This window comes from Bartonella sp. MF74HXZ (assembly GCF_042194445.1).
GTDB classification, from domain to species: domain Bacteria; phylum Pseudomonadota; class Alphaproteobacteria; order Rhizobiales; family Rhizobiaceae; genus Bartonella; species Bartonella grahamii.
This window is the reverse complement of the sequence record NZ_JBHIMW010000003.1, coordinates 279,809-305,276: the sequence shown is the minus strand read 5'-3', so window position 1 is coordinate 305,276 and position 25,468 is coordinate 279,809. Positions and strand designations below refer to the sequence as shown.

Sequence of the window (25,468 nt, the reverse complement as noted above, 5' to 3'; positions counted from 1 at the left end):
GTTTTGCTATTCGTGAAGGTGGTCGTACTGTTGGTGCCGGTATCGTCTCTAAAATCATTGAATAAATAATGCTTGTTGAGTGTTTTCATTATTGAAGGCACTCTGTATAACAGGGAAATAAAGAGCATGAACAGTCAAAATATTCGCATTCGCTTAAAAGCGTTTGATCATAGAATTCTTGATACGTCGACGCGTGAGATTGTATCGACTGCTAAACGTACCGGTGCAAATGTCCGTGGTCCCATTCCGCTTCCGACGCGGATTGAGAAGTTTACGGTCAATCGTGGACCGCATATCGATAAGAAGAGTCGTGAGCAGTTTGAGATGCGAACACATAAGCGTCTTCTTGATATTGTTGATCCAACGCCGCAAACAGTGGATGCGCTTATGAAGCTCGATCTTTCTGCTGGTGTGGATGTAGAAATTAAGCTCTGAGGTTTGAGGACAGAAGGAACAGACCCGATGCGTTCAGGTGTAATAGCACAGAAGCTGGGCATGACCCGTATTTATAATGATGCTGGTGAGCATGTGCCGGTGACCGTACTTCGTTTGGAGAATTGTCAAGTCGTTGCTCAGCGTACAGTTGAAAAGAATGGTTATACTGCTGTTCAATTAGGTGTAGGCTTTGCTAAGGTTAAGAATACTTCACAAGCTCTTCGTGGACATTTTGCTAAGGCTTCTGTTGAGCCTAAAGCTAAAATAGCAGAGTTTCGTGTGAGTCCCGACAATCTTCTTGATGTTGGTACTGAGATTACGGTGGAACATTTTGTTCCAGGACAAAGAGTTGATGTGACTGGTACCAGTATTGGTAAGGGGTTTGCTGGTGTTATGAAACGGCATAACTTTGGTGGGCATCGTGCTTCCCATGGTAATTCGATCACACATCGTGCTCATGGTTCTACAGGGCAGTGTCAAGATCCTGGTAAAGTTTTTAAAGGTAAAAAAATGGCTGGCCATATGGGGCAAGTGCGTGTAACAACACAGAATATTGAAGTTATTTCCACGGATAGTGAACGTGGTTTAATTTTAGTGCGTGGTGCTGTTTCTGGTTCTAAAGGTTCTTGGATTTTGGTACGGGATGCTGTGAAGAAGCGTCTTCCTGATAATGCTCCAAAGCCTGCTGGTATTCGCCGTCTTGTGAAGGAGAAAACGGAAATGGTTACTCCGGTGACGGAAACCTCTGAAGTTGAGGGAGCCTAATAATGGATCTTGTAATTAAAACTCTTGATGGTAATGAAGCTGGCAAATTAAAGGTTTCTGAAGCTATTTTTGATCTTGTTCCACGTGAGGATATTTTGCAACGTGTTGTTCGTTGGCAGCTTGCACGTCGTCAGCAGGGGAGTCATCAATCCCAAGGTCGTTCTGATGTGTCGCGAACAGGGGCAAAAATGTTTAAGCAAAAAGGAACTGGGCGTGCTCGACATTCATCTGCCCGTGCGCCGCAGTTTAGAGGTGGGGGTAAGGCACATGGACCGGTGGTTCGTAGCCATGCGCATGATCTTCCTAAAAAGATTCGTGCTCTTGGGTTACGTCTTGCTTTATCTGCAAAATTAAAAGCAAAAGACTTAATTATTGTGGATGAGTTGACTGTTAAGGATGCGAAAACGAAAATGCTTGTTTCTCATTTTTCTAAGCTTGGATTTAATAACGCTCTCTTGATTGGTGGTAAAGAGGTTGATATTAACTTTTTTCGTGCAGTCTCTAATATCCCTAATATTGATATTTTGCCTATTCAGGGAATTAATGTTTATGATATTTTGCGTCGCAGCAAACTTGTTTTATCAAAGGCAGCTGTTGAGGCTCTTGAGGAGCGTTTTAAATGACAGATCTTCGCCATTATGATATAATTATTAGTCCAGTTATTAGTGAAAAGTCGACTATGATTTCTGAATATAATCAAGTTGCTTTTAATGTCGCGCCGAAAGCGACGAAGCCTGAGATTAAGGCTGCTATTGAAGCGCTTTTTAGCGTAAAAGTTAAGGCAGTTAACACGATAGTCCGCAAGGGTAAAGTGAAGCGTTTCAAAGGTATAGTTGGTCGGCAAAGTGATGTCAAAAAAGCGATCGTAACTCTGGCCAGTGGTCAGACTATCGACGTTTCGACAGGTCTTTAAAGAGGCTCGGAGATAGGAATAATGGCACTTAAGCAATTTAATCCAACGACACCTGGGCAGCGTCAGCTTGTTATTGTGGAACGTTCTTGTCTTTATAAGGGAAAACCTATAAAGATGTTGACTGAAGGTTTGTCTTCAAAGGGTGGACGTAATAATCGCGGTCGTGTTACTGCTCGTTTTCAGGGTGGTGGACATAAACGTAGTTATCGGTTTGTCGACTTTAAGCGTCTTAAACGTGATGTTTCAGCAAAGGTTGAGCGTTTAGAATATGATCCTAACCGTACTGCTTTTATTGCTTTAATTCGCTATGAGGACGGGCAATTGAGTTATATTCTTGCGCCACAGCGTCTTGCGGTTGGTGATTCTGTTATGGCTGGTTTAAATGTGGATGTTAAACCAGGTAATGCTATGCCTCTTGCTAATATGCCTGTAGGTACAATTATTCATAATGTTGAGATGAAGCCAGGAAAAGGGGGGCAGATTGCACGTTCAGCGGGTACTTATGCGCAGTTGGTTGGACGAGATCATGGTATGGCTATTCTTCGTTTAAATTCTGGTGAACAGCGTTTGGTTTCTAGTAGCTGTTTTGCAACTGTTGGTGCTGTTTCAAATCCTGATCATGGGAATATTAATGATGGTAAGGCAGGTCGGTCACGTTGGCGTGGTAAACGTCCACATGTTCGTGGTGTTGCTATGAACCCCGTTGATCATCCGCACGGTGGTGGTGAAGGTCGTACATCGGGGGGGCGCCATCCAGTATCTCCTTGGGGTAAGCCTACGAAAGGTAAGCGTACGCGCTCCAATAAAGCCACTGATAAATTTATTATGCGTACGCGTCATCAACGCAAGAAATGAGAAAGGTAGTCTGAAGTGGTTCGTTCAGTGTGGAAAGGTCCGTTTGTTGACGGCTATCTTCTTGGTAAAGCAGAGAAGGTACGTGCAAGTGGGCGCAATGAAGTTATAAAAATATGGAGTCGTCGCTCTACTATTTTACCGCAATTTGTTGGTTTAACTTTTGGTGTTTACAACGGTAATAAGCATATTCCTGTTTCTGTTTCTGAAGAGATGGTTGGACATAAGTTTGGTGAGTTCGCTCCTACCCGGACTTATTATGGTCATGGTGCCGATAAAAAAGCGAAGAGGAAGTAGGAATGGGAAAAGCTAAAGTTTCGCGCCAGCTTAGGGATAATGAAGCAAGAGCTGTCACGCGGACAATTCGTGTTAGTCCGCAGAAGCTTAATTTAGTTGCTGCAATGATTCGTGGTAAAAGAGTTAATGTAGCACTCGCTGATTTGATGTTTTCACGCAAGCGTATTGCTGCTACTGTGAAAAAAACGCTTGAATCAGCAATTGCAAATGCAGAGAATAACCACGATCTTGATATTGATTCGCTTATTGTGGCGGAAGCTTATGTTGGTAAGTCGATAGTGATGAAGCGCTTTCATGTTCGTGGTCGAGGGCGTGCTAGTAGAATTGAACGTCCATTTTCGCATCTTACTGTTATTGTTCGTGAAGTTACCGAAAAAGTGGAGGCCGCGTAATGGGTCAGAAGATCAATCCAATAGGACTTCGTCTTGGTGTTAATCGGACTTGGGATTCTCGTTGGTATGCTGATAGTGGTGAATATGGGCGCCTTCTTCATGAAGATTTGAAAATTCGTTCATATGTGCTGGAGGAGCTTAAACAGGCGGCTATTTCGAAGGTTGTTATTGAGCGTCCTCATAAGAAGTGTCGTATTACGATTCATTCTGCACGTCCTGGTTTGATTATTGGTAAAAAGGGTGCTGATATCGAAAAGCTTCGTCGTAAGCTCTCAGAAATGACGGATGCTGAAACTTCATTAAATATTGTGGAGATTCGTAAACCGGAGATTGATGCCACGATTATTGCGCAATCAATTGCTCAACAGTTAGAGCGTCGTGTTGCTTTTCGTCGTGCAATGAAGCGTGCTGTTCAGTCTGCTATGCGTCTTGGTGCGGAAGGTATTCGTATCAATTGTTCTGGCCGTCTTGGTGGTGCTGAAATTGCTCGTATGGAATGGTATCGTGAAGGTCGTGTTCCACTTCATACCTTGCGTTCTGATGTTGATTACGGTACAGCAGAAGCTAAGACCGCTTATGGTATTTGTGGTATTAAAGTTTGGGTCTTTAAGGGTGAGATTCTTGAGCATGATCCGATGGCTTCAGAACGTCGTGCTACGGAAGTTGATCAATCTGGTTCTTCATCGAATCGTCGCCGTGAAAATGCTTAGTTTTTGAGATTGAACTAAAATTTGGAGTAGAGAACAATGTTGCAGCCAAAGCGCACAAAGTTCCGTAAACAGTTCAAGGGCCGTATTCACGGTGTTGCGAAGGGTGGTACGGATTTGAATTTCGGTGCCTACGGTTTGAAGGCTGTTGAGCCGGAGCGGATTACTGCTCGTCAAATTGAAGCGGCGCGCCGTGCGATTACGCGTTATATGAAGCGTTCTGGTCGTGTGTGGATTCGCATTTTTCCAGATCTTCCGGTTACATCTAAACCGACTGAAGTTCGTATGGGTAAAGGTAAGGGAAGTGTCGATTATTGGGCTGCACGTGTTGCTCCTGGACGCATCATGTTTGAGCTTGATGGAGTTCCTGAGGATGTTGCACGTGAAGCACTAAGATTGGGTGCTGCAAAGTTGCCTATAAAAACGCGTTTCATCCAGCGTATTGCTGAATAATGAGGTTAAGCGATGAAAGCCACAGAATTACGGGCGCAAACGCTCGACCAAATGAAAGATGAATTGGCTAAGTTAAAGAAAGAGCAATTTAATTTGCGTTTTCAAAAAGCAACAGGTCAATTAGAAAAGACTGCGCGTGTTAGACAAGTTCGTCGTGATATTGCGCGTATTAAAACTTTTCTTCGTCAAAAGGTAAGTGAAAGTAAGGTTTAAGGAAATGAGAGATGCCTAAACGCGTTTTGCAGGGTGTTGTTATTAGCGACAAAAGTGATAAGACTGTTGTTGTCAAAGTTGAGCGCCGTTATTCTCATCCGCTTCTTAAGAAGACTGTTCGGCAGTCTAAAAATTATAAAGCGCATGACGAAAACAACCAATTCAAGATTGGGGATCAAGTTTCTATTCAAGAATCTAGACCAATTTCGAAAGATAAATGTTGGATTGTTGTAAAAGACAATGTAGCGTAATGAGTTAAGTTTATTGTTTTAGAATTTAACAGTGTTTTTATCATTGATAAATTTAAAGGCGATGACTTTATCGTTATTTGGCAGGCAAATCCGAGTGTATAAAAGGTACAATCGGATATATGTGTTAAGAGAAGGTGGCCAGTCATGATTCAGATGCAAACAAACCTCGACGTTGCTGATAATTCTGGTGCTCGTCGTGTCATGTGCATCAAGGTGTTAGGCGGTTCAAAGCGGAAATATGCTTCGGTCGGTGACATTATTGTTGTTTCGGTTAAGGATGCTATTCCTCGTGGCCGTGTTAAAAAAGGTGATGTTATGAAAGCTGTTGTGGTTCGTACTGCTAAGGATATTCGTCGCGCAGATGGTAGTGTCATTCGTTTTGATAGTAATGCTGCGGTTTTAGTGGATAATAAAAAAGAGCCGATCGGTACTCGTATCTTTGGACCTGTTCCCCGCGAATTGCGTGGTAGGAATCATATGAAGATCATCTCGCTCGCTCCTGAAGTTCTGTAAGGAGTAAATGTTATGCAGAAGATTCGAAAAGGTGATAAAGTTGTTGTTTTATCCGGTAAGGATAAAGGATGTAGTGGTGAAGTAATTAAGGTTAGTCCAAAAGAGAATAAGGCTTTTGTTCGTGGGATTAATATGATTAAACGTCATCAACGTCAAACGCAGAAGCAAGAAGCTGGAATTATTTCTAAAGAAGCTCCGATTCATCTGTCTAATTTGGCGATTGCTGATCCTAAAGATGGTAAGCCTACACGTGTAGGCTTTCGTATGAATGCAGATGGTAATAAAGTGCGTTTTGCCAAGCGTTCGGGAGAGTTGATTAATGGCTGAGGAAAGACAAATACCGCGTATGAAAGCGCATTATTTTGAAGTGATTCGTAAAGCGCTTCAAGAGAAATTTAATTACAGAAATGCGATGCAAATTCCGCGAATTGATAAAATTGTAATAAATATGGGGATAGGTGAAGCAACTGCTGATTCGAAGAAGCCTTCCCTTGCTGCTGAGGATTTAGGGCTAATAACAGGTCAGAAGGCTGTTGTTACACGTGCACGTAATTCTATTGCGACCTTTAAGGTTCGTGAAGGAATGCCTCTTGGGGCTAAAGTTACATTGCGTAAAGATCGTATGTTTGAGTTTTTAGATCGTCTTGTTACGATTGCTCTTCCACGGGTTCGTGACTTTCGTGGTTTGAATCCAAAGAGTTTTGATGGTCGTGGCAATTTTGCTATGGGTATTAAAGAACACATTGTGTTTCCAGAAATCAACTATGATAAAGTTGATCAAATTTGGGGCATGGATATTATTGTTTGTACGACAGCAAAAACGGATGATGAAGCTCGTGAGTTATTGCGTGCTTTTAATTTTCCTTTTCGTTCGTAACGGCAGACATAGTGAGGTGAAAGTATGGCCAAAGTAAGTGCCGTTGAAAAAAATAAGCGTCGTGAGGTTATGGTAAAGCGTTATGCTGCCCGTCGTGCACGTTTGAAAGCAATAGTTATGGATCAGAAGGTTTCTCTTGAAGAACGTTTTAAAGCTTCTGTTCAGTTGGCAGAGTTGCCACGTAATTCTTCGAAAGTTCGTATTCGTAATCGCTGTGAGGTTTCAGGTCGTCCGCGGGCTTATTATCGTAAATTAAAAATGTCGCGAATTGCGTTGCGTGAGCTTGGCTCTATTGGCCATATTCCTGGTATTGTAAAGTCTAGTTGGTAAGAGGAGATTATTTAATGTCTATGTCAGATCCTCTTGGTGATATGTTAACACGTATTCGTAATGCACTTGGTCGTAAAAAAGGTAAAGTAGTTACTCCAGCTTCGAAGCTTCGTGCGCACGTTCTTGATGTTCTTCAGTCGGAAGGTTATATTCGTGGATATAATCAAATTGATTTAGGTGATGGGAAAGCTGAAATTGAAATCGAATTGAAGTATTTTGAAGGGCTGGCTGCTATTCGTGAGATTTCACGTGTATCAAAGCCAGGTCGTCGTGTATATGTTTCTGCTAAGTCACTTCCACAGGTGGCAAATGGTCTTGGTATTTCGATTTTATCGACTCCTAAAGGCGTCATGGCAGATCATGAGGCGCGTGAACAGAATGTTGGTGGAGAACTCCTTTGTCGTGTTTTCTAAGTTATGTCAAGAAAACGGAAGAAAAAGTAGGTTAGAACAATGTCTCGTATTGGAAAGAAACCCATTTCAATTCCTTCTGGAGTTACTGCTACTGTTGAAGGTCAGCTGGTTAAGGCAAAAGGTCCAAAAGGTGAGCTGAGCTACGTCGTCAATGATGAAGTCTTAGTTAAGTTTGAGGAAAATATCATATCAGTTATGCCGCGGGATCAGTCAAAAGATGCGCGTTCTAAATGGGGTATGTCGCGCTCAATGATTGAGAACATTTTTTGTGGTGTGAAAGATGGTTTTGAAAAGAGGTTGGAGATTAATGGGGTTGGTTATCGTGCTGCTTTGCAGGGTAAGGATGTCCAACTATCTCTAGGCTTTTCCCATGATGTGGTTTATAAAGTTCCATCGGGTGTTACTGTAACTGTTCCTAAGCCGACAGAAATTGTTGTTTCTGGAATTGATAAACAGCAAGTTGGACAAGTTGCAGCGGAGATTCGTGAGTATCGTAGACCTGAGCCTTATAAAGGTAAAGGTGTTAAGCATGCAGATGAACGTATCTTCCGTAAAGAAGGTAAAAAGAAATAAGGATTTTGTATTATGGTTTCATCTAAGGACATTATCCAACGTCGTGCGAGGCGTGTTCGTCGTAGAATTAAAATGGTTTCTCATGATCGTCCTCGGCTTAGTGTTTATCGTTCAAATCAGAACATTTATGCTCAAGTTATCGATGATTTGCGGGGATGTACACTTGTTTCAGCCTCTACTCTTGAAAGTGATTTAAAAAAGTCGTTAAAGAGTGGTGCTGATAAAAAAGCAGCTTTTGCTGTTGGTAAGTTAATTGCTGAGCGTGCGAAGCAAGCGGGTGTTAATGAAGTGGTTTTTGATCGTGGAGCGTATGTGTATCATGGTCGAGTCAAGGCTTTAGCTGAAGCTGCTCGTGAAGGTGGTTTGAATTTCTAAAATTTCTTATTTGTGAGTGAGTAAGGAGAGTTTAGAGTATTTCGTTTAAGTTCTTCCAGTTTGATGAGGGACTTTGTTATCGTGCTTCCGGAAAAGAAAAAGGAATGAGGAATGGCACAAAAAGAACGTGGTGAGAGAGAAGAACGCGATAATGAGTTTGTCGATAGGCTAGTTCATATCAATCGTGTTGCTAAAGTTGTAAAGGGTGGTCGGCGTTTTGGTTTTGCTGCTCTTGTTGTCGTTGGAGATCAAAAAGGACGTGTAGGTTTTGGACATGGTAAAGCCCGTGAAGTTCCAGAAGCCGTTCGTAAAGCAACGGAATCTGCAAAACGTGGGATGATTTATGTTCCGCTTCGGTCTGGACGTACATTGCACCATGATCTTGAAGGGCGTCATGGAGCTGGGCGTGTTTTGCTACGTTCGGCTTCTGCTGGTACTGGTATTATTGCTGGGGGACCGATGCGTGCTATTTTTGAAGCTCTTGGTATGCAGGATGTCGTTGCAAAATCATTGGGATCGTCTAATCCTTATAACATGGTTCGTGCAACATTTGATGCATTGAAACATCAAATGCATCCTAGAGATATTGCTGCTCAGCGTGGTATAAAATATTCGACTTTGCAGGCGCGTCGTCGCCATTTAGTTGACCTAGAAGGATAGTTTCTGAGATTATCAGAAAAGGAATTAGAAAATGGTTCAGAAAAAATCTCAGAGTGGTAAAACTATCACGGTTGAGCAAATTGGAAGCCCTATTCGAAACTCACAGATTCAGCGTGCAACCTTAAAGGGGCTTGGACTAAATAAAATGCGTCGTCGGCGCGTTTTAGATGATACACTTTGTGTGCGGGGTATGATTGCTCAGGTTCGGCATCTTGTTCGCGTTATAGATGAAGGTTAAGGGTTGCGGGAGTATTAGATATGAAACTCAATGAACTGCGTGATTGTGAAGGCGCAACAAAAAATCGTAAGCGTGTTGGGCGTGGTATTGGATCCGGTACGGGTAAGACTGGTGGTCGTGGTGTAAAAGGGCAAAAGTCGCGTTCTGGTGTTTCTCTTAATGGTTTTGAAGGTGGGCAAATGCCTATCTATCGTCGTTTGCCAAAACGTGGATTTAGAAATTTCTTTGCCAAAACCTACAATGAAGTTTCACTAGGACGTATTCAGTTGGCAGTTGATGCAGGTAAGTTGAATATTGAAAAGCCTGTTGATATGATTGCTTTGAAAGAAGCTGGTATTATTCGTCGTGAAAAAGATGGGGTTCGTCTGCTTTCTGATGGTGATTTGAAGGCTAAGATTACCTTTCATGTTTCTGGTGCTTCACAAGCTGCTCGTGTTAAGATTGAAAAAGTGGGTGGTCAGGTTATTTTTCCTGATATTGCTCAATAATTTTTTATATGAGTAGAGACCTAAAGAAGAGTTACATCTGTTCTGTGGGATCTTTTGTGGAGAATTTTTTAAGTTCTGCATTTATTTGTGTATGCATATATGAATTTTAGGGTTATACTTCTGTGATTTAAAGAACTGGAGTGTGAAGTGGAGACGTTTTATGGCATCAGCAGCAGAGCAATTTGCTTCCAATATAAACTTCGGTACCTTTTCTCGTGCAACTGAATTAAAGAAACGCATCTGGTTTACTCTGGCAGCACTTCTTGTATATCGCTTTGGCACTTACATCTCTCTTCCAGGTATTAATATCGATGCTTTGCGGCAAACATTCGAACATCACGCGTCGGGTGTATTAGGACTCTTTAATATGTTTGCTGGGGGTGCCGTTGGGCGTATGGCTATTTTTGCGCTGGGTATCATGCCTTATATATCGGCATCTATTATTGTGCAATTGTTAACATCTATTATTCCTTCTTTGGAAACTCTTAAAAAAGAAGGGGAATTAGGTCGTAAGATTATCAATCAATATACGCGTTATGTAACAGTAGTATTGGCAATTCTACAAGCTTTTGGTATTGCGGTTGCGCTTGAAAGCGGTATAGGGACGGGGCTTCAAATTGTTTTAGAACCAGGTCTTATGTTTCGTATTTCTTCTGTTATTACTCTTGTTGGCGGAACGATGTTTCTCATGTGGCTTGGCGAGCAAATTACGTCACGTGGTGTTGGTAATGGGGTTTCTCTTATCATTTTTACAGGGATTGTAGCCAACTTCCCTTCTACTTTTGCTCAGCTTTTGACAGCTCATAGTCAGGCTGATTTATCAACTTTTCTTTTAATAGGAATCGTTCTTATTGCTGTTTTGGTTATTGGGCTTATTGTTTTTATAGAGCGTGCGCAACGGCGAATTCTTATCCAGTATCCAAAACGTCAGGTCGGGAATCAAATGTTTCAAGGAGATATGTCGCATCTTCCTTTAAAGTTGAATACTGCTGGTGTTATTCCACCTATTTTTGCTTCATCTTTATTATTATTACCTGCCACTATTAATAATTTTTCTGATAAAATGCCACAATGGGTTCAGGCGATTTCTTATGCTCTTGGTCATGGACAGCCACTTTATATGATTGTTTATGCATTTTTAATGGCGTTTTTTTGCTTTTTTTATACAGCTATTGTGTTTAATCCAAGTGATACTGCAGATCAGTTGAAAAAACATTCTGGTTTTATTCCAGGGATTCGTCCAGGTGAGCGTACAGCCGAATATATTGATTACGTTTTGACGCGTATTACTGTTGTGGGCGCTGTTTATATTATCTTGGTTTGTTTGTTACCTGAGTTTATGATATCTGCATTGCAGGTTCCTTTTTATCTTGGGGGAACATCCTTGTTGATTGTTGTTACTGTTACGCTTGATACGGTTGCTCAAATTCAGGGGTATCTTGTTGCCCACCAATATGAAGGGTTGATAAAAAAATCAAAACTTCGTGGAGGTAGAAGGAATCGATGAGAGTTATTCTTTTAGGTCCTCCTGGAGCGGGAAAAGGTACGCAAGCAAAAATGTTGACTGAGGAATATAACATTCCTCATTTGTCAACAGGGGATATGTTGCGTGAGGTGATTGCCAAAGAAACAGAGATTGGTAAAAAAGCTAAAGCTATTATAAGTTCTGGTGCTTTGGTTCCTGATAATATTGTTAACCAAATCGTATCAGATCGGATTGATGAAACTGATTGTGTAAACGGTTTTGTTTTGGATGGATATCCTCGAACTGTGGGGCAGGCAGAAGCGTTACAACAGATTTTGCAGTCAAAAAATATGCGGCTTGATGCTGTTATTGAGTTGTGTGTTGATGAAGACGTGTTGATTGAACGTATGAAGAAGCGCGTTGAGGAAACAATAGCGGCTGGTGGACAGGTTCGTTTAGATGACAATCCTGTTGCTTTTGCAAAAAGATTAGTAGAATATCGTGAAAAAACCGCTCCCTTATCAAAATTTTATTCAGAGAGGGGAATGTTGAAGGTTATTGATGGAATGATTGGTATTACTGAAGTGACACGCATGATTAGAGGTTTTCTTTCATAAGATTTTTTTTAGAAATAAATGAAAAGAGTTGACTTTTGAGATGAAATCTATCACAAACGAATTTAATTTATTTTAGTGAAATAATAGGATTCGGAAGAATTTTTTTCTGAGTCTATTTTTTTTCTGTAAGGTATATCAGGTATTTTATAACAATTTGTCAAAATAACTAAGGAGAGTAGGCGTGGCTCGTATTGCTGGCGTCAATATCCCGACAAATAAGCGTGTAATTATTGCGCTTCAATATATCCACGGGATTGGACCAAAATTTGCTCAAGAAATTATTGAAAGAGTTGGCATTCCCTTGGGGCGTCGTGTGCATGAGCTTTCAGATGCTGAGGTGCTGCAGATTCGTGAGGCGATAGATCAAGGCTATCAAGTTGAAGGTGATCTTCGTCGTGAGGTTGCTATGAATGTTAAGCGTTTGATGGACCTTGGTTGTTATCGAGGATTGCGTCATCGCCGGTCTTTGCCTGTCCGAGGGCAGCGTACACATACAAATGCCCGTACGCGTAAAGGACCAGCTAAGGCAATTGCCGGTAAAAAGAAATAAGAGCCTTTTTGGAAGGTTTTTATATATTCTGTTTCTTGTTTGATTTTTTTGACAAGGAAAAGAAGGTGGAGCTGCTGATGTTACGGCAGTGATGAGATCGTTGAAAGGGAAATTATGGCCAAGGAAGCCACACGTGTTCGTCGTCGCGAACGTAAAAATATTTCATCGGGTGTTGTGCATATTAATTCAACATTTAATAACACAATGATTACTATTACTGATGCTCAGGGTAATGCAATTGCTTGGTCATCTGCGGGGGCCCAAGGGTTTAAAGGTGCGCGTAAATCGACACCTTTTGCTGCTCAAGTTGCTGCGGAGGATTGTGCAAGAAAAGCGCAAGAGCATGGTATGCGTTCTTTGGAAGTTGAAGTTTGTGGACCTGGATCAGGGCGTGAATCTGCTCTACGTGCATTGCAATCTGTTGGTTTTGTCATTACTTCTATTCGTGATGTAACACCAATTCCTCATAATGGATGTCGTCCGCGGAAAAGGCGGCGTGTTTAATTGGGTGTTGTTTTTTGTTGTCGGAGATTTCTCTGATGTTCACATTGGTCGTTACGATTGAATGGTAACGGAACTAAAGAACGGGAATAAAAATATGATCCAGAAAAACTGGCAAGAACTTATTAAACCCAATAAGGTTGAATCATGTGCGCATGATAATCCAAATGTTATAAGTGTGATCGCTGAACCTCTTGAGCGGGGGTTTGGCTTAACGTTAGGAAATGCACTTCGTCGCGTGTTGTTATCTTCGCTTCGTGGTGCTGCTATTACTGCTGTGCAGATTGACGGTGTCTTACATGAATTTTCATCGATTCCAGGTGTGCGTGAGGATGTTACGGATATTATTCTGAATATAAAAGAAATTGCGCTTCGTATGGAAGAAGAAGGTCCTAAACGTGTCGTTGTTTATAAAGAGGGGCCTGGTGTCGTGAAAGCGGGAGATATCAGTACCGTTGGGGATATGGAAATTCTAAATCCAGATCATGTTATTTGTACTCTTGATGAAGATGCTGAAATTCGTATGGAATTTATTGTCAACACAGGGAAGGGGTATGTTCCATCTGATCGTAATTGTGTTGATGATGCACGTATAGGGCTTATTCCAATTGATAGTCTTTATTCACCAATTCGTAAAGTGTCTTATAAAGTGGAAAATACGCGTGAAGGTCAAGTTTTGGATTATGATAAATTGACCTTAACGATTGAAACGAATGGTGCTGTTAATGGAGAGGATGCTGTTGCTTTTGCAGCACGCATTCTTCAGGATCAATTATCATTATTTATTAACTTTGAAGAGCCACAGAAGGAGCCTGTTGAAGAGGCTGATTCTGAGCTTTCTTTTAATCCTGCTCTTCTCAAAAAAGTGGATGAATTAGAACTTTCAGTTCGTTCGGCAAATTGTCTTAAGAATGATAATATTGTCTATATTGGTGATCTTATTCAAAAAACAGAATCTGAAATGCTTCGGACACCGAATTTTGGTCGCAAATCGTTGAATGAGATTAAAGAAGTTTTGGCATGTATGGGGTTACATCTTGGGATGGAAATTCCTGCGTGGCCGCCTGAAAACATTGATGATCTTGCAAAACGTTATGAAGATCAATATTAAAATTAGAATTTAAGGAGAGGGCTTATGCGCCACAGTAAGTCAGGACGCAAGTTGAATCGTACTGCCAGTCACCGTAAAGCGATGTTTGCAAATATGGCAACTTCGTTGATCGAGCATGAGCAGATTGTGACGACGCTTCCAAAGGCTAAAGAAATTCGTCCTATTGTTGAAAAACTCGTTACTCTTGGTAAGCGTGGTGGTTTGCATGCGCGTCGGCAAGCAATTGCAGCACTTCGTGATGCAGGAAAGGTTGCAAAATTATTTGATACGCTTGCGCCACGTTATGCATCACGCAACGGTGGATATTTGCGTATTATGAAAGCGGGGTTTCGTACCGGTGATAATGCGCCCATGGCTGTTATAGAATTTGTTGATCGTGATGTTGAAGCGAAGGGTGCTGGGGATCGTGCTCGCATGGAGGCTTCTGAGAATGAAAAGAGGACATCTTCGTAAAGTTTTTTACTCTATTGGATTTTTAAAGGCCGCCTTGTCTTAGGCGGTTTTTTTGTGAGCATTTTTAAGTTTGTTTTAGTTGAGAAATAGCTGCAGAGAGAAAATTATAGGGACATTGAATTATCTTATTTTTATAATATTTATTGTTCAAATAGGTTGTTTTTATTCTCTATTATGAAATATTAATAGAGATCCTTAATTTGCGGGGATGAGTTTTTTTATTCTATTAATCTTCAACAGAATATGCTGATTTTATAAGGAGTGGATTATGAGATATTCTTTTTGGGTGCGGATTTTTTTTGCAATTATGATGCAGATATCATTTGATCATGTATATGCTCATGTTCCTCAAACACAAACAGAAATCACTCTTTCATTTGCTCCTTTAGTTAAAAAGACAGTTCCATCTGTTGTAAATATTTATGCAGCTCGACAAATTAGAGCACGCTCACCTTTTGAAGGGGATCCATTTTTTGAGCAGTTTTTTGGTCGTTTTCAAAATAATTTTCCTGTTCGCAAGCAATCGTCATTAGGATCAGGGGTAATTGTTGATTCACGTGGTTTGATTGTTACAAATTACCACGTCATTAAAGATGCAAGCGAAATTAAAGTGGCTTTTTCTGATGGGCGGGAGTTTGAGAGTAAGATCGTGCTCAAAGATGAAGCAACTGATATTGCAATTCTTGAAGTTGAGGAAAAAGATGCTCAATTCCCTGTTCTTTCTTTGGGAAATTCTGATGCTGTTGAAGTTGGTGATCTTGTTCTTGCTATTGGTAATCCTTTTGGTGTTGGTCAAACAGTTACAAGTGGTATTGTTTCAGCGCAAGCGCGTACACGTGTTGGGATTTCTGATTTTGACTTTTTTATTCAAACAGACGCTGCCATTAATCCAGGGAATTCTGGTGGCGCTTTAATTGATATGAAAGGTCAATTAATCGGAATTAATACGGCTATTTATTCGCGTTCTGGTGGTTCTGTAGGGATTGGTTTTGCTATTCCAGTTAATCTTGTAAAAGTGATGCTTGATACTGTTAAACGCGGTGGAAAATATTTTGTGCCGCCTTATATTGGGGCTTCTTTTCAAAATGTTACACCTGATATTGCTGGTGGTTTAGGTTTAGAACGTCCCTATGGTGCTCTGATTATTGAAGTTATCAAAGATAGTCCTGCTGAAAAAGCTGGATTGAAAGTAGGTGATGTTATTTTGAGTGTGCAAGGGGTACGCGTTGATAGTCCAGATAGTCTTGGGTATCGTTTGATGACAGCTGACGTTGAGCATAGTCTTGCTTTGGAATATTTACGAAATGGAAAAACTTTAAAAACACAAATAACAGTTTCATCGATATCAGAAACTGCATTTTTAAAATCTGAAAAAATCACGGGTGACAGTCCTTTTGCTGGTGCTGAAGTGTTAGATTTAACACCGCAAAATAGTCGACGTTTTCATCTTCCTATATCTGCAAAAGGGGTTGTGATTACCAACCTTGATGACATGAGCAATGCAGCTGGAATTTTTCAGTCAGGAGATATTCTACGTGTTGTAAATGGCCATAAAATTCAAACAGTTCATCAGTTGAAAAAGGTTCTTATGCAAGCTCGTTCGCGTACTTGGCAATTGGAATATGAACGTGATGGTATGTATATTCGCCAATTTATTCGTTGAGGTTTTTTTTGAAGAAAGATTTTTTTACTTCGTCGTTTGATTTTCAAGTTAATAAAAATCAGCCACTTGCAGAAAGAATGCGCCCTTGTTCTCTCAATGATGTTGTGGGACAAAAGCATTTGATTGGAGAGGATGGTTTGCTTTCACGTATGGTGGCAACTGGCTCAATTGGATCGATGATTTTTTGGGGACCTCCAGGGACTGGAAAAACAACTGTTGCACGTTTGTTAGCACTTGAAACAAGTTTCGCGTTTGAACAGGTTTCTGCTATTTTTACAGGAGTTTCTGAACTTAAAAAGATTTTTGAAGTTGCGCAGAGGCGTTTTATATCTGGAGATAAAACACTTCTTTTTGTTGATGAAATTCATCGGTTTAATCGTGCTCAGCAGGATAGTTTTCTTTCTGTGATGGAAGAAGGTATTGTGGTACTTATAGGTGCAACAACCGAAAATCCTTCTTTTGAACTTAATGCTGCTCTTCTTTCGCGTGCACGTGTTTTAACATTTCTTTCACATGATCATGAAAGTTTGGACATGCTTTTGAGGCGTGCTGAAGAAGTGGAGGGAAAAACTCTTCCCTTGGATAATGATGCCAGAGACGTTTTGATAGAGATGTCTGATGGTGATGCGCGAGTAGCGTTAACATTGGCAGAGGAAGTTTGGTCTATTGCACCATTGGGAGAGATTCTTGATGTTGTTGCTTTGCAAAAAGTTATTCAGCGTCGTGTGCCCATTTATGATAAAGGACGAGATGGGCATTATAATCTCATTTCAGCGTTGCATAAATCCGTTCGTGGATCTGATCCTGATGCTGCGCTTTATTATTTGGCACGTATGTTGGATGCTGGTGAAGATCCTCTCTATATTGGGCGAAGATTGGTTCGTATGGCTGTTGAAGATGTTGGTTTGGCGGATCCTCAAGCTCTGGTCATTTGTAATGCAGCAAAAGATGCCTATGATTATTTAGGATCACCAGAAGGAGAATTGGCTTTGGCGCAAGCATGTCTTTATGTTGCAACTGCGCCAAAGTCAAATGCAACATATCTCGCGTATAAAGCAGCACTGCGTTGTGCGCGCAAAAATGGCTCTTTATCACCTCCTAAGCATATTCTTAATGCTCCTACGAAATTTATGAAGGAGGAAGGGTTTGGAAATGGTTATTGTTATGACCATGATGAACCAGATGCTTTTTCAGGACAAGAATATTTTCCCGAAAAACTTGGGCGTCAGAGTTATTATAAGCCAGTTGAGCGTGGTTTTGAGCGTGAAATTGTGAAACGTCTTGAGTGGTGGAAACAATTGCGCAAAAAACGTAAAGATCAAAAATAAAATTTGAGTAGAAATACATGTTTTATTGATCTTGGATTTATTTTTTATCTCTTATGTTATTGTATGAGCAGTTTAGCTTATATTTTAAATATTTATTGCATTGCTCGTAGAGATTTTTTTTGATATCTTCAAAAGTGCATATTTTTTTATCAAATTTAAATGTGTTATTCAACTTTTAAGCTGCTTTATTTTTGTGGTTTTTATTAAATAATATAATTGATTTATAGCGATAATTCACTGTTTTGTAAGTTGAATGAAAGTCTTAAATACTGTGAATTTTACTCATTCCAAGCCTGTTATTTGTTGAATCAATCAAATCATTCGCTTGCATGTTATAAGTAGAATTAGCGTGTGATAAAAACTGTAGAAGAAAGAACTAAAAATTCTTCTTATGAAGCGTTTCAAGTGCCGAGAGCTGTCGCAACATTGGGGGATGATAAATAGTGTGATGGTGCCGGTTTGCCCCTTCTTTAGTGTAAAGATGGTGGCATCCAAAGGGTTTTACAGTATACATGCATTCATGGGTGTTGTCACGAAGTGAGCTTGGGAGTGTTGAGAGATGTTTCTTAAATTATGCAATACAATGGCGTTTTGTTCTTTGATGCAATAGGGTATGAGGTTAATTGATAATGCGTTTTTGTGTGATCAATAGCAGGAGAACTCCTAGTCTCTTAAGTACTTAATCAAAGGGATAAGCAGAAGGGCTGTAGAACATTGTGTTTAAATTTAAATTGTTCCTTTTCTAGAGAGATATAAATATGTTAACTATGCTCTCATGGGGATATTATTTTATTGGAGTTTATTTTGTGTCATAAGATAAGCAAAGCCAATTCTTTATTGTGATGGTCATGAATGTTATGGGCATAATGTGGAGATAGGAATGGAAATAGTCTGTGAAAATTTAAACTCAAGCCTTTAGTTAAATTAAAAGTACAGTGTACACTTAAGTTTTAGGTTATTATGAATCGGTCAAGGATATAATCGTGGATAAAACAAAAGCTCTCGATGCTGCTCTCTCACAAATTGAACGTTCTTTTGGTAAAGGCTCGATTATGCGTCTTGGGCAAAAAGAGCAGGTTGTTGAAATTGAAACAGTTCCAACAGGGTCGTTATCCTTGGATATTGCTTTGGGGATTGGTGGATTACCGAAGGGGCGTATTGTTGAGATTTATGGACCAGAAAGTTCTGGGAAAACAACATTGGCTTTACATGCTATTGCTGAAGCACAGAAAGGGGGTGGGATTTGTGCTTTTATTGATGCAGAGCATGCGCTTGATCCTATTTATGCGCGTAAGCTTGGTGTTGATTTAGAAAACTTGTTCATTTCTCAGCCAGATACCGGTGAACAGGCATTGGAAATTACAGAAACGTTGGTTCGTTCTGGTGCAGTTGATGTGCTTGTTGTGGATTCTGTCGCAGCTTTAACACCGCGAGCAGAGATTGACGGTGAAATGGGTGATGCTTTGCCCGGATTGCAAGCTCGGTTAATGAGTAAAGCGTTGCGAAAATTAACAGCAGCAATTTTTCGCTCTAACTGTATGGTTGTCTTTATTAATCAAATTCGCATGAAAATTGGTGTGATGTTTGGTTCTCCCGAAACGACAACGGGTGGAAACGCTTTAAAGTTTTATGCCTCTGTTCGTTTAGATATTCGTCGCATTGGATCCATTAAAGATAGGGATGCAATCGTTGGTAATCAGACGCGTGTTAAAGTGGTGAAGAATAAACTGGCACCTCCATTCAAACAGGTTGAGTTTGATATTATTTATGGTGAAGGTATTTCCAAAGTAGGTGAACTGATTGATTTGGGTGTCAAGGTTGGTATTGTGGAAAAATCTGGTGCATGGTTTTCTTATAATTCTCAGCGTTTAGGGCAGGGGCGTGAGAATGCAAAGCAGTTTTTACGTGAACATGCGGAAATAGCTACAGAGATTGAATCAGCTTTGCGCCAAAATGCTGGTTTGATTGCGATTGAATTGTTAGAAAATGCAGGGTCAGAAAATATAGAAAGTGATGAAACCATTTGATGGAGCGTTTTTTTCGTCTATAATTTTTTTCTGTTTTTTTGTTTGAGTTTTTAAATACACAGTCATTTTTTTCTCAATTTTTTAAAACAAATATTCCATTCTTTGATTAAATTGACTCCATGCTTGGCGAAGAGGATATTTAATGAGGGGGATTTTTCTTTTATGGTTTTGTGCTGTATTGAGCAGGTGTCAGTATGAATAGTGTTAATAATATTCGGTCAATATTTTTGGATTATTTTCATCGTAATGGGCATAAAATTCTTTCTTCTAGTCCGCTTGTTCCGAGAAATGATCCTACACTTATGTTTACAAATGCAGGGATGGTGCAGTTTAAAAATGTTTTTACTGGACTTGAACAACCTCCTTATAAGCAGGCAACAACGGCACAAAAATGTGTTCGTGCGGGTGGAAAGCATAATGATCTTGATAATGTTGGTTATACGGCACGCCATCATACATTTTTTGAAATGCTGGGTAATTTTTCTTTCGGTGATTATTTCAAAGAAGAAGCCATTCTTTTATCATGGAATCTTTTAACGAAGGAATTTTGCCTACCAAAAGATAAATTGTTGGTGACAGTTTACCATAGTGATGATGTTGCTGCTGAACTGTGGCGTAGAATTTCAGGTCTTCCAGATGAAAAAATTGTCCGTATTGCGACGGCTGATAATTTTTGGTCGATGGGAGAAACAGGACCTTGTGGTCCTTGTTCGGAGATTTTTTATGATCATGGCGATGAAATCTGGGGCGGTCCTCCTGGAAGTATGGAAGAAGATGGCGATCGCTTTATTGAGATTTGGAATCTTGTTTTTATGCAATATGAGCAGATTTCTCAGGAAGAACGTGTTGATTTGCCTCATCCTTCTATTGATACCGGTATGGGATTAGAGCGTATTGCTGCTGTTTTACAGGGCGTTCATGATAATTATGACATTGATCTTTTTCGTGCATTAATTGCTGCATCAGAAGAAATTACAGGGATTGAGGCAAAGGGTGATTTTATTGCCAGTCATCGTGTCATTGCTGATCATCTTCGTTCATCTGCATTTTTGATTGCTGATGGTGTGCTTCCTTCTAATGAAGGAAGAGGATATGTTTTACGTCGTATTATGCGTCGTGCTATGCGTCATGCGCATCTTCTTGGTGCTAAAGAGCCCTTATTGTGGCGACTTTTGCCTGCTTTAAACCGCGAAATGGGACAAGCCTATCCTGAATTGGTCCGTGCTGAATCTTTGATTTCAGAAACTTTAAGGTTAGAAGAAATACGTTTTCGTAAAACGCTTGAACGAGGACTTGGTTTGTTAAATGAAGCAAGTACCGATCTTAAAGAAGGAGATCATTTAAATGGTGAAGTTGCTTTCAAGCTTTATGATACCTATGGTTTTCCGCTTGATTTAACGCAGGATGTTTTGCGGCGTCGTGGAATATCTGTTGATGTTGATACCTTTGATAAAGCGATGGAACGTCAAAAAGAGGAAGCGCGTGCCAATTGGTCTGGTTCTGGGGAAGCTGTAACAGAAAAGATCTGGTTTTCTGTTCGTGATAAAGTGGGGGTTACAGAATTTTTGGGTTATGAAACAGAAACGGCTAAAGGCATTCTTACAGCTCTCGTGTGTGATGGTAAACTTGTTGATCATATTTCTTCAGGTCAGAAAGCTATGCTTGTTGTTAATCAGACACCTTTTTATGGTGAATCTGGTGGACAAATTGGTGATAGTGGTATCATTTCTGGTGAAAATTTTATTTTTGAGGTGCATGATACCCAAAGAAAGGGTGATGGTGTTTTTATCCATATTGGGGAGGTAAAATCTGGTCAGGCATCGAGGTCTGATTGTGTAGAATTAACCGTTGATGTTGTCCGTCGTAAAAAAATTCGTGGAAATCATTCTGCTACTCATTTGTTACATGAAGCTTTACGACAAGTTTTGGGATCTCATGTTACACAAAAAGGCTCTCTTGTATCGCCAGATCGGTTGCGTTTTGATTTTTCTCATCCAAAATCCGTTTCACCAGAAGAACTGAAAAAAATAGAAGATTTAGCAAATGAGATTATTTTGCAAAATAGTAGAGTGATAACGCGCCTCATGGCTGTAGATGATGCAATTTCTGAAGGTGCAATGGCATTATTTGGTGAGAAATATGGTGATGAAGTTCGCGTTGTTTCTATAGGGGAGCCACTTGAACAGCGAAGATTAAAAAAGCATTGGTCAATAGAGCTTTGTGGAGGCACACATGTGGAGCGAACAGGTGATATTGGTTTGATTCATATTTTTTCTGAAAGTTCTGTTTCGGCTGGAGTGCGGCGTATTGAAGCTTTAACAGGCAAAGAAGCACGTCTTTATCTTAGCCGCCAAGATGAACGTATTCATGAAATTGCTGATCTTTTAAAAACTTCTTCTGCTGGCGTGGAAGAACGGGTGCGAATTTTGCTTGATGATCGTCGTAAACTTGAAAAAGAATTGAATGATGTACGCAAGAAAATGATGTTGAGTGGTGGAATAACAGAAAGGAGCCAAGGTGATATTACCATCATCAATGGGCTTTCTTTTACCGGACGCGTTGTTAAAAATATTTTACCACGGGATCTTAAGGCGCTCGTCGATTCTGAGAAAAAACAAATCGGATCTGGAGTGGTTGCTTTTATTAGTGTCTCAGAGGATGGAAAAGGGAGTGCTGTTGTCGGCGTTACGGATGATTTAACGGATAAGTTAAATGCTGTTGATCTCGTTCGTATTCTTTCAGGTATGCTTGGTGGTAAAGGTGGAGGTGGCCGTCCTGATATGGCGCAGGCTGGTGGTCCTGAGGGGAACAAAGCTGATGAGGCATTTGCGGCACTAAAAGATTTTTTGGAAAAAATTAAAGAATGAAATCATTCTGCATAGGTGTTTCTTACATTTTTATATTGGGTTGGCGTCTAAGTATCACGAATATCTATCTGGTGTGTTGCTGAAATCAAGATACAGCGTAATTGGGGGAAAATCCAATTGTAAAGACAAAAACAGTGTTTGTCTTTATTATCACTTTTTCATTTGGCTTTGTAGCTTCCAAGCGTTTCAGGATTCACCGTTTTAAGATAAGATAGATTATGCAGCACTTCATGCTTTGCTATGTATTCTTTTACTAAGAAGACTAGTTATTGTGTTGCTCCTATAGATTTTTTTGAAGAAACATCTCTTTTTATGAAAGGGATAATACAAGATTTATTGCATACGATTATCCTTATAAAGTTATAAGCTGTCATTATTTTATTAGCTTTCAAATAACTAAAATCCCTTTCCTTGAAAAGGCTTATAAAAGAGTTGTTGTATCTTAGAGATATTGTCTTGTTTTCATTTTGCTTGTTATGTACAAGCAAACAGTTTTTTATTTATCATTAAAAGGTCTTGAAAAGAATATTCTCCTATCTTTATAAATCTTTATTTCAAGTTATAAAATAATAAATTATCAATATAAATCAAAGGAATGTTACACAAATCTAAAGATTTAGATTAATGTCTAATTTATTATGATGATATTGTATTAATACATTGATTTATAATGATAATTTATCGTTTCAAATTCTGTGTATGTTAAATTAATCAAAATCATTCATGGATGTCGTTGTGAAATGGGCTTAGGAGCATTGAGAAATGTTTCTAAAAAAGCCATATGAATGTGCAAAACAATGACATTCTGTTCTTTATGAGAGGACTATAAAGAACGTGATAAACAAAAAGCAATACATAATATTTATTATTAAAAAGCTATTGCTTCAGTTCGTTTTGAAATTCGTAAAGCTGAGTTAAAAGAAGACGGTAAAACTGGAAGTTATTTTTACCTTTACATCTTTATATTTTCCCTAAATGAGAGTGTATACTCGTTAATACGCACAGATATAGGGCAATATTTTTGTCCCAATCTAGTAAAATTGTAATAGCAGAGAAAATACTAAATTGTTTTAATATCTGTCTTAAATACCTGAAATGGATTGTGGCATTTTTAGAAATCTTTTTACTTGTATTATACAAGTGCTCTTGTTGTATTGAGGAGGATTTTTTTGCATAAGATTTATGAAGAGTATCATTTTTATGATGCTATGGCTTCGTGTAAGGGGATAACATTTTCTCCTTCTCTTTCTGGTGGTTTGATTGTTAAACCACTTGCCTTTAAAAATTTAGAGAAACGCCCTCCTTTATCGATCAATTCTTGAAAGTTTCCTTTTTCCATTAAGTAACCATGTTCCAGAAAGAGTATCACATCAGCATTGCGTACTGTTGAGAGGCGATGTGCTATAATAAAAGTAGTGCGGTTATGGCGTATGGAATCGAGAGCATCTTTGACACGTGCTTCTGTTTCAACATCAAGAGCGCTTGTTGCTTCATCTAGAATGAGAATAGGGGCATTTTTTAAAACAGCGCGTGCAATTGCTAGTCGCTGTTTTTCTCCACCTGATAATTGAGATCCTCGTTCGCCCACTATTGTGTTATAACAATCAGCTTTTTTTAGAATAAAATCGTGAGCTTCTGCTATTTTTGCTGCTTCATAAAGTTCTTCATTTGTTGCACTCGTTTTTCCTATTGAAATATTGTCATGAATAGTACGGTTGAAAAGACCCGAGTCTTGAAATACTGTTGCTAGAGATTTGCGTAAAGATTCGCGATTGATCGAGCATATATTTATTCCATCAATGGAGATATGCCCAAAGGCAGGGTCGTATACGCGCTGTAACAGATTGATTAATGTTGTCTTCCCAGCCCCTGTTGGTCCTACAATCGCAACAGTTTGTCCTGCTTTAACCTCAAAGGAAACATCAAAAACACCTTGAGAAGAATTTGGGAACTTATAGGTCACGTGATGGAATTGTATGGCGCCTTTAACATTTTGGAGGGAAGGAAGATTTTGCGGTTCGTTGATATGAAAGGTTGAGTCTTCCATTTCAAAAAATTCTTGCAGTTTTGCTTGTGAGGATATTGCACAATTAATAAAATTACTCATTTGGTCTAGACGGCTAATCATGAGTTGTGCAAATCCAACAAAAGCAACAACGTCACCTACTCGTAATTGACCTTTTGCAACAAAAAAAGCTCCAAGGAGAAGAACACAAACGATTGAAATTGTTGAAGCCATTCGATTTAAGCCACTGGCCAGCGCCCACCAATTGAGAACAGGATTTTGTGCTTTAAGCAGAGCATTTGTATGTTGATGCAGTATAGAAGTTTCTTCTTCTATTCGGTTATAACTTTGTACAATGGAAACATTAGAGATTGAATCACTGACATGTTTAAAAATGTTGTGGTGGTAGCATTCTACAGCGGCTTGTCCGTCTTTTGTTTTTCGCATCACTAAACGTGCAATTAATACGTAGATGATGGCAAGCACAACCAAGACTATTGAAAGACGCCAATTCATATTAAACGCTATGGGGATGAGAACCAATAAGGCGACAAGTGTTGAGAGGTGTTGGCGCATAAAATCAAGCCATATGGTTGACATGGAATCTATTGCGCGCAAAAGTGTATGGAGTGCGTTGGAAGTCCCACGTTGTTGATGCCAAATTAAAGGCATGGCAATAATACGTTCGAAAGATTCCGTTAAAACCGTTAAGCGGCGTCTATGGGCTAAGCGGTCAGCACCGCGAGCAACAAGGACATAAGCAATAATATGTGAAAGTCCAAAACAAACCCAAAGGGTAAGAGTAGGAATGATAGCTGATTTTTCTGAAATAGAATCAATAACACGTCCGAATAAAATAGGTTCTGCAATGGTGATAATAGCTAACATAACATTAGCGGTACAGATTAAAAGGGATGCATTTTTTTCTCTATTTAGGTAAGTGAGAACACGTGCATAGGTTTTGAATAAGGACACGGTTAATTATCTCCATTCGCTATTAAGCGTAAAGGCTGTTGATTTTTATAACGCTTAGTTTTTAGCTAATAGAATTTGACCGTTAAGAAAAGGCAATTTTGGATACTAAATGTAATATGGTGTGATAAAGCCAACTAAAATATGAATTTTTGTGTTTATAA

32 protein-coding genes and 1 pseudogene are annotated in these 25,468 nt (G+C 39.6%); 32 read left to right on the top strand and 1 reads right to left on the bottom strand.

Annotation, left to right across the window (positions count from 1 at the left end):
• The 32 genes and pseudogenes from ACFIJ8_RS04165 to alaS all read left to right on the top strand — a co-directional run.
• A pseudogene (locus ACFIJ8_RS04165) lies at window positions 1-65 on the top strand (elongation factor Tu); the annotation flags it as partial.
• 61 nt (window positions 66-126) lie between these two features.
• On the top strand, window positions 127-435 hold the full coding sequence (gene rpsJ, locus ACFIJ8_RS04160; protein ID WP_005773267.1) for a 30S ribosomal protein S10: 309 nt from the start codon (window positions 127-129) through the stop codon (window positions 433-435).
• Between the two features lie 27 nt (window positions 436-462).
• On the top strand, window positions 463-1,200 hold the full coding sequence (rplC, locus tag ACFIJ8_RS04155; RefSeq protein WP_015856587.1) for a 50S ribosomal protein L3: 738 nt from the start codon (window positions 463-465) through the stop codon (window positions 1,198-1,200).
• Window positions 1,201-1,202: 2 nt separating this feature from the next.
• The gene (rplD, locus tag ACFIJ8_RS04150; RefSeq protein ID WP_273788257.1) at window positions 1,203-1,823 is read left to right on the top strand and encodes a 50S ribosomal protein L4; all 621 of its coding nucleotides are present in this window, start codon (window positions 1,203-1,205) and stop codon (window positions 1,821-1,823) included.
• Window positions 1,820-2,113, top strand: coding sequence for a 50S ribosomal protein L23 (locus tag ACFIJ8_RS04145; RefSeq protein ID WP_273788258.1), 294 nt, complete (start codon window positions 1,820-1,822; stop codon window positions 2,111-2,113). The genes rplD and ACFIJ8_RS04145 overlap by 4 nt, the downstream gene beginning before the upstream one ends.
• Before the next feature lie 21 nt (window positions 2,114-2,134).
• On the top strand, window positions 2,135-2,968 hold the full coding sequence (rplB, locus tag ACFIJ8_RS04140) for a 50S ribosomal protein L2 (RefSeq protein WP_375639058.1): 834 nt from the start codon (window positions 2,135-2,137) through the stop codon (window positions 2,966-2,968).
• 15 nt (window positions 2,969-2,983) lie between these two features.
• Window positions 2,984-3,262, top strand: a complete 279-nt coding sequence (gene rpsS, locus ACFIJ8_RS04135; RefSeq protein WP_004855734.1) for a 30S ribosomal protein S19 — start codon at window positions 2,984-2,986, stop codon at window positions 3,260-3,262.
• Window positions 3,263-3,264: 2 nt separating this feature from the next.
• Window positions 3,265-3,654, top strand: coding sequence for a 50S ribosomal protein L22 (rplV, locus tag ACFIJ8_RS04130; protein WP_208439680.1), 390 nt, complete (start codon window positions 3,265-3,267; stop codon window positions 3,652-3,654).
• On the top strand, window positions 3,654-4,364 hold the full coding sequence (gene rpsC, locus ACFIJ8_RS04125) for a 30S ribosomal protein S3 (RefSeq protein ID WP_015856582.1): 711 nt from the start codon (window positions 3,654-3,656) through the stop codon (window positions 4,362-4,364). The genes rplV and rpsC overlap by 1 nt, the downstream gene beginning before the upstream one ends.
• Window positions 4,365-4,400: 36 nt before the next feature.
• Entirely contained in the window at window positions 4,401-4,814 is a 414-nt protein-coding gene (gene rplP, locus ACFIJ8_RS04120; RefSeq protein WP_015856581.1) for a 50S ribosomal protein L16, read from the top strand.
• A 12-nt stretch (window positions 4,815-4,826) separates the two neighbouring features.
• Window positions 4,827-5,027, top strand: a complete 201-nt coding sequence (rpmC, locus tag ACFIJ8_RS04115; protein ID WP_273788260.1) for a 50S ribosomal protein L29 — start codon at window positions 4,827-4,829, stop codon at window positions 5,025-5,027.
• Window positions 5,028-5,038: 11 nt separating this feature from the next.
• Window positions 5,039-5,278: a 30S ribosomal protein S17 gene (rpsQ, locus tag ACFIJ8_RS04110; RefSeq protein ID WP_012231991.1), complete on the top strand. Its 240-nt coding sequence runs from the start codon at window positions 5,039-5,041 to the stop codon at window positions 5,276-5,278.
• A 144-nt stretch (window positions 5,279-5,422) separates the two neighbouring features.
• Window positions 5,423-5,791, top strand: coding sequence for a 50S ribosomal protein L14 (gene rplN / locus ACFIJ8_RS04105; protein WP_004855715.1), 369 nt, complete (start codon window positions 5,423-5,425; stop codon window positions 5,789-5,791).
• A 12-nt stretch (window positions 5,792-5,803) separates the two neighbouring features.
• Window positions 5,804-6,118: a 50S ribosomal protein L24 gene (gene rplX / locus ACFIJ8_RS04100; RefSeq protein ID WP_015856579.1), complete on the top strand. Its 315-nt coding sequence runs from the start codon at window positions 5,804-5,806 to the stop codon at window positions 6,116-6,118.
• Window positions 6,111-6,668: a 50S ribosomal protein L5 gene (gene rplE, locus ACFIJ8_RS04095; protein WP_015856578.1), complete on the top strand. Its 558-nt coding sequence runs from the start codon at window positions 6,111-6,113 to the stop codon at window positions 6,666-6,668. Before rplX ends, rplE begins: the two co-directional genes overlap by 8 nt.
• Window positions 6,669-6,692: 24 nt before the next feature.
• Window positions 6,693-6,998 (top strand): 30S ribosomal protein S14, encoded by a 306-nt coding sequence (gene rpsN / locus ACFIJ8_RS04090; protein ID WP_005773283.1) that lies wholly within the window; start codon window positions 6,693-6,695, stop codon window positions 6,996-6,998.
• Between the two features lie 14 nt (window positions 6,999-7,012).
• Window positions 7,013-7,411, top strand: coding sequence for a 30S ribosomal protein S8 (rpsH, locus tag ACFIJ8_RS04085; protein ID WP_015856577.1), 399 nt, complete (start codon window positions 7,013-7,015; stop codon window positions 7,409-7,411).
• A gap of 39 nt (window positions 7,412-7,450) precedes the next feature.
• On the top strand, window positions 7,451-7,984 hold the full coding sequence (rplF, locus tag ACFIJ8_RS04080) for a 50S ribosomal protein L6 (protein WP_015856576.1): 534 nt from the start codon (window positions 7,451-7,453) through the stop codon (window positions 7,982-7,984).
• Between the two features lie 12 nt (window positions 7,985-7,996).
• Entirely contained in the window at window positions 7,997-8,359 is a 363-nt protein-coding gene (gene rplR / locus ACFIJ8_RS04075; protein ID WP_015856575.1) for a 50S ribosomal protein L18, read from the top strand.
• 111 nt (window positions 8,360-8,470) lie between these two features.
• Window positions 8,471-9,019 carry a 30S ribosomal protein S5 gene (gene rpsE, locus ACFIJ8_RS04070; RefSeq protein WP_015856574.1) on the top strand — a complete coding sequence of 183 codons (549 nt, stop codon included), beginning with the start codon at window positions 8,471-8,473 and terminating at the stop codon, window positions 9,017-9,019.
• A gap of 31 nt (window positions 9,020-9,050) precedes the next feature.
• Window positions 9,051-9,257 (top strand): 50S ribosomal protein L30, encoded by a 207-nt coding sequence (rpmD, locus tag ACFIJ8_RS04065; protein WP_015856573.1) that lies wholly within the window; start codon window positions 9,051-9,053, stop codon window positions 9,255-9,257.
• A 20-nt stretch (window positions 9,258-9,277) separates the two neighbouring features.
• On the top strand, window positions 9,278-9,745 hold the full coding sequence (rplO, locus tag ACFIJ8_RS04060; RefSeq protein WP_015856572.1) for a 50S ribosomal protein L15: 468 nt from the start codon (window positions 9,278-9,280) through the stop codon (window positions 9,743-9,745).
• 160 nt (window positions 9,746-9,905) lie between these two features.
• Window positions 9,906-11,252 carry a preprotein translocase subunit SecY gene (secY, locus tag ACFIJ8_RS04055; RefSeq protein ID WP_015856571.1) on the top strand — a complete coding sequence of 449 codons (1,347 nt, stop codon included), beginning with the start codon at window positions 9,906-9,908 and terminating at the stop codon, window positions 11,250-11,252.
• Complete coding sequence (locus tag ACFIJ8_RS04050; RefSeq protein ID WP_015856570.1) at window positions 11,249-11,827, top strand: adenylate kinase; 579 nt, start codon at window positions 11,249-11,251, stop codon at window positions 11,825-11,827. Before secY ends, ACFIJ8_RS04050 begins: the two co-directional genes overlap by 4 nt.
• 181 nt (window positions 11,828-12,008) lie before the next feature.
• A complete protein-coding gene (gene rpsM / locus ACFIJ8_RS04045) occupies window positions 12,009-12,377 on the top strand; it encodes a 30S ribosomal protein S13 (protein ID WP_026500557.1) in 369 nt (122 codons plus the stop codon).
• 114 nt (window positions 12,378-12,491) lie between these two features.
• Window positions 12,492-12,881, top strand: a complete 390-nt coding sequence (rpsK, locus tag ACFIJ8_RS04040; RefSeq protein WP_007347762.1) for a 30S ribosomal protein S11 — start codon at window positions 12,492-12,494, stop codon at window positions 12,879-12,881.
• A gap of 94 nt (window positions 12,882-12,975) precedes the next feature.
• A complete protein-coding gene (locus tag ACFIJ8_RS04035; RefSeq protein WP_015856568.1) occupies window positions 12,976-13,989 on the top strand; it encodes a DNA-directed RNA polymerase subunit alpha in 1,014 nt (337 codons plus the stop codon).
• Window positions 13,990-14,013: 24 nt separating this feature from the next.
• Window positions 14,014-14,442: a 50S ribosomal protein L17 gene (gene rplQ / locus ACFIJ8_RS04030; RefSeq protein ID WP_273788262.1), complete on the top strand. Its 429-nt coding sequence runs from the start codon at window positions 14,014-14,016 to the stop codon at window positions 14,440-14,442.
• A gap of 268 nt (window positions 14,443-14,710) precedes the next feature.
• Entirely contained in the window at window positions 14,711-16,105 is a 1,395-nt protein-coding gene (locus tag ACFIJ8_RS04025) for a DegQ family serine endoprotease (RefSeq protein WP_375639057.1), read from the top strand.
• A gap of 8 nt (window positions 16,106-16,113) precedes the next feature.
• The gene (locus ACFIJ8_RS04020; protein WP_026500556.1) at window positions 16,114-17,433 is read left to right on the top strand and encodes a replication-associated recombination protein A; all 1,320 of its coding nucleotides are present in this window, start codon (window positions 16,114-16,116) and stop codon (window positions 17,431-17,433) included.
• Between the two features lie 983 nt (window positions 17,434-18,416).
• Window positions 18,417-19,460, top strand: coding sequence for a recombinase RecA (gene recA, locus ACFIJ8_RS04015; protein ID WP_015856564.1), 1,044 nt, complete (start codon window positions 18,417-18,419; stop codon window positions 19,458-19,460).
• Between the two features lie 194 nt (window positions 19,461-19,654).
• Complete coding sequence (gene alaS, locus ACFIJ8_RS04010; protein WP_375639056.1) at window positions 19,655-22,327, top strand: alanine--tRNA ligase; 2,673 nt, start codon at window positions 19,655-19,657, stop codon at window positions 22,325-22,327.
• Window positions 22,328-23,525: 1,198 nt separating this feature from the next.
• Here alaS and ACFIJ8_RS04005 read toward each other — a convergent pair.
• A complete protein-coding gene (locus ACFIJ8_RS04005) occupies window positions 23,526-25,307 on the bottom strand; it encodes a glucan ABC transporter ATP-binding protein/ permease (protein WP_375639055.1) in 1,782 nt (593 codons plus the stop codon).
• Between the last annotated feature and the right edge of the window lie 161 nt (window positions 25,308-25,468).

Bases quoted from the DNA above. Each gene is read 5' to 3' on its own strand.
- rpsJ (WP_005773267.1), top strand. From the start codon at position 127: ATGAACAGTCAAAATATTCGCATTCGCTTAAAAGCGTTTGATCATAGA.
- rplC (WP_015856587.1), top strand. From the start codon at position 463: ATGCGTTCAGGTGTAATAGCACAGAAGCTGGGCATGACCCGTATTTAT.
- rplD (WP_273788257.1), top strand. From the start codon at position 1,203: ATGGATCTTGTAATTAAAACTCTTGATGGTAATGAAGCTGGCAAATTA.
- ACFIJ8_RS04145 (WP_273788258.1), top strand. From the start codon at position 1,820: ATGACAGATCTTCGCCATTATGATATAATTATTAGTCCAGTTATTAGT.
- rplB (WP_375639058.1), top strand. From the start codon at position 2,135: ATGGCACTTAAGCAATTTAATCCAACGACACCTGGGCAGCGTCAGCTT.
- rplV (WP_208439680.1), top strand. From the start codon at position 3,265: ATGGGAAAAGCTAAAGTTTCGCGCCAGCTTAGGGATAATGAAGCAAGA.
- rpsC (WP_015856582.1), top strand. From the start codon at position 3,654: ATGGGTCAGAAGATCAATCCAATAGGACTTCGTCTTGGTGTTAATCGG.
- rplP (WP_015856581.1), top strand. From the start codon at position 4,401: ATGTTGCAGCCAAAGCGCACAAAGTTCCGTAAACAGTTCAAGGGCCGT.
- rpmC (WP_273788260.1), top strand. From the start codon at position 4,827: ATGAAAGCCACAGAATTACGGGCGCAAACGCTCGACCAAATGAAAGAT.
- rpsQ (WP_012231991.1), top strand. From the start codon at position 5,039: ATGCCTAAACGCGTTTTGCAGGGTGTTGTTATTAGCGACAAAAGTGAT.
- rplN (WP_004855715.1), top strand. From the start codon at position 5,423: ATGATTCAGATGCAAACAAACCTCGACGTTGCTGATAATTCTGGTGCT.
- rplX (WP_015856579.1), top strand. From the start codon at position 5,804: ATGCAGAAGATTCGAAAAGGTGATAAAGTTGTTGTTTTATCCGGTAAG.
- rplE (WP_015856578.1), top strand. From the start codon at position 6,111: ATGGCTGAGGAAAGACAAATACCGCGTATGAAAGCGCATTATTTTGAA.
- rpsN (WP_005773283.1), top strand. From the start codon at position 6,693: ATGGCCAAAGTAAGTGCCGTTGAAAAAAATAAGCGTCGTGAGGTTATG.
- rpsH (WP_015856577.1), top strand. From the start codon at position 7,013: ATGTCTATGTCAGATCCTCTTGGTGATATGTTAACACGTATTCGTAAT.
- rplF (WP_015856576.1), top strand. From the start codon at position 7,451: ATGTCTCGTATTGGAAAGAAACCCATTTCAATTCCTTCTGGAGTTACT.
- rplR (WP_015856575.1), top strand. From the start codon at position 7,997: ATGGTTTCATCTAAGGACATTATCCAACGTCGTGCGAGGCGTGTTCGT.
- rpsE (WP_015856574.1), top strand. From the start codon at position 8,471: ATGGCACAAAAAGAACGTGGTGAGAGAGAAGAACGCGATAATGAGTTT.
- rpmD (WP_015856573.1), top strand. From the start codon at position 9,051: ATGGTTCAGAAAAAATCTCAGAGTGGTAAAACTATCACGGTTGAGCAA.
- rplO (WP_015856572.1), top strand. From the start codon at position 9,278: ATGAAACTCAATGAACTGCGTGATTGTGAAGGCGCAACAAAAAATCGT.
- secY (WP_015856571.1), top strand. From the start codon at position 9,906: ATGGCATCAGCAGCAGAGCAATTTGCTTCCAATATAAACTTCGGTACC.
- ACFIJ8_RS04050 (WP_015856570.1), top strand. From the start codon at position 11,249: ATGAGAGTTATTCTTTTAGGTCCTCCTGGAGCGGGAAAAGGTACGCAA.
- rpsK (WP_007347762.1), top strand. From the start codon at position 12,492: ATGGCCAAGGAAGCCACACGTGTTCGTCGTCGCGAACGTAAAAATATT.
- ACFIJ8_RS04035 (WP_015856568.1), top strand. From the start codon at position 12,976: ATGATCCAGAAAAACTGGCAAGAACTTATTAAACCCAATAAGGTTGAA.
- rplQ (WP_273788262.1), top strand. From the start codon at position 14,014: ATGCGCCACAGTAAGTCAGGACGCAAGTTGAATCGTACTGCCAGTCAC.
- ACFIJ8_RS04025 (WP_375639057.1), top strand. From the start codon at position 14,711: ATGAGATATTCTTTTTGGGTGCGGATTTTTTTTGCAATTATGATGCAG.
- alaS (WP_375639056.1), top strand. From the start codon at position 19,655: ATGAATAGTGTTAATAATATTCGGTCAATATTTTTGGATTATTTTCAT.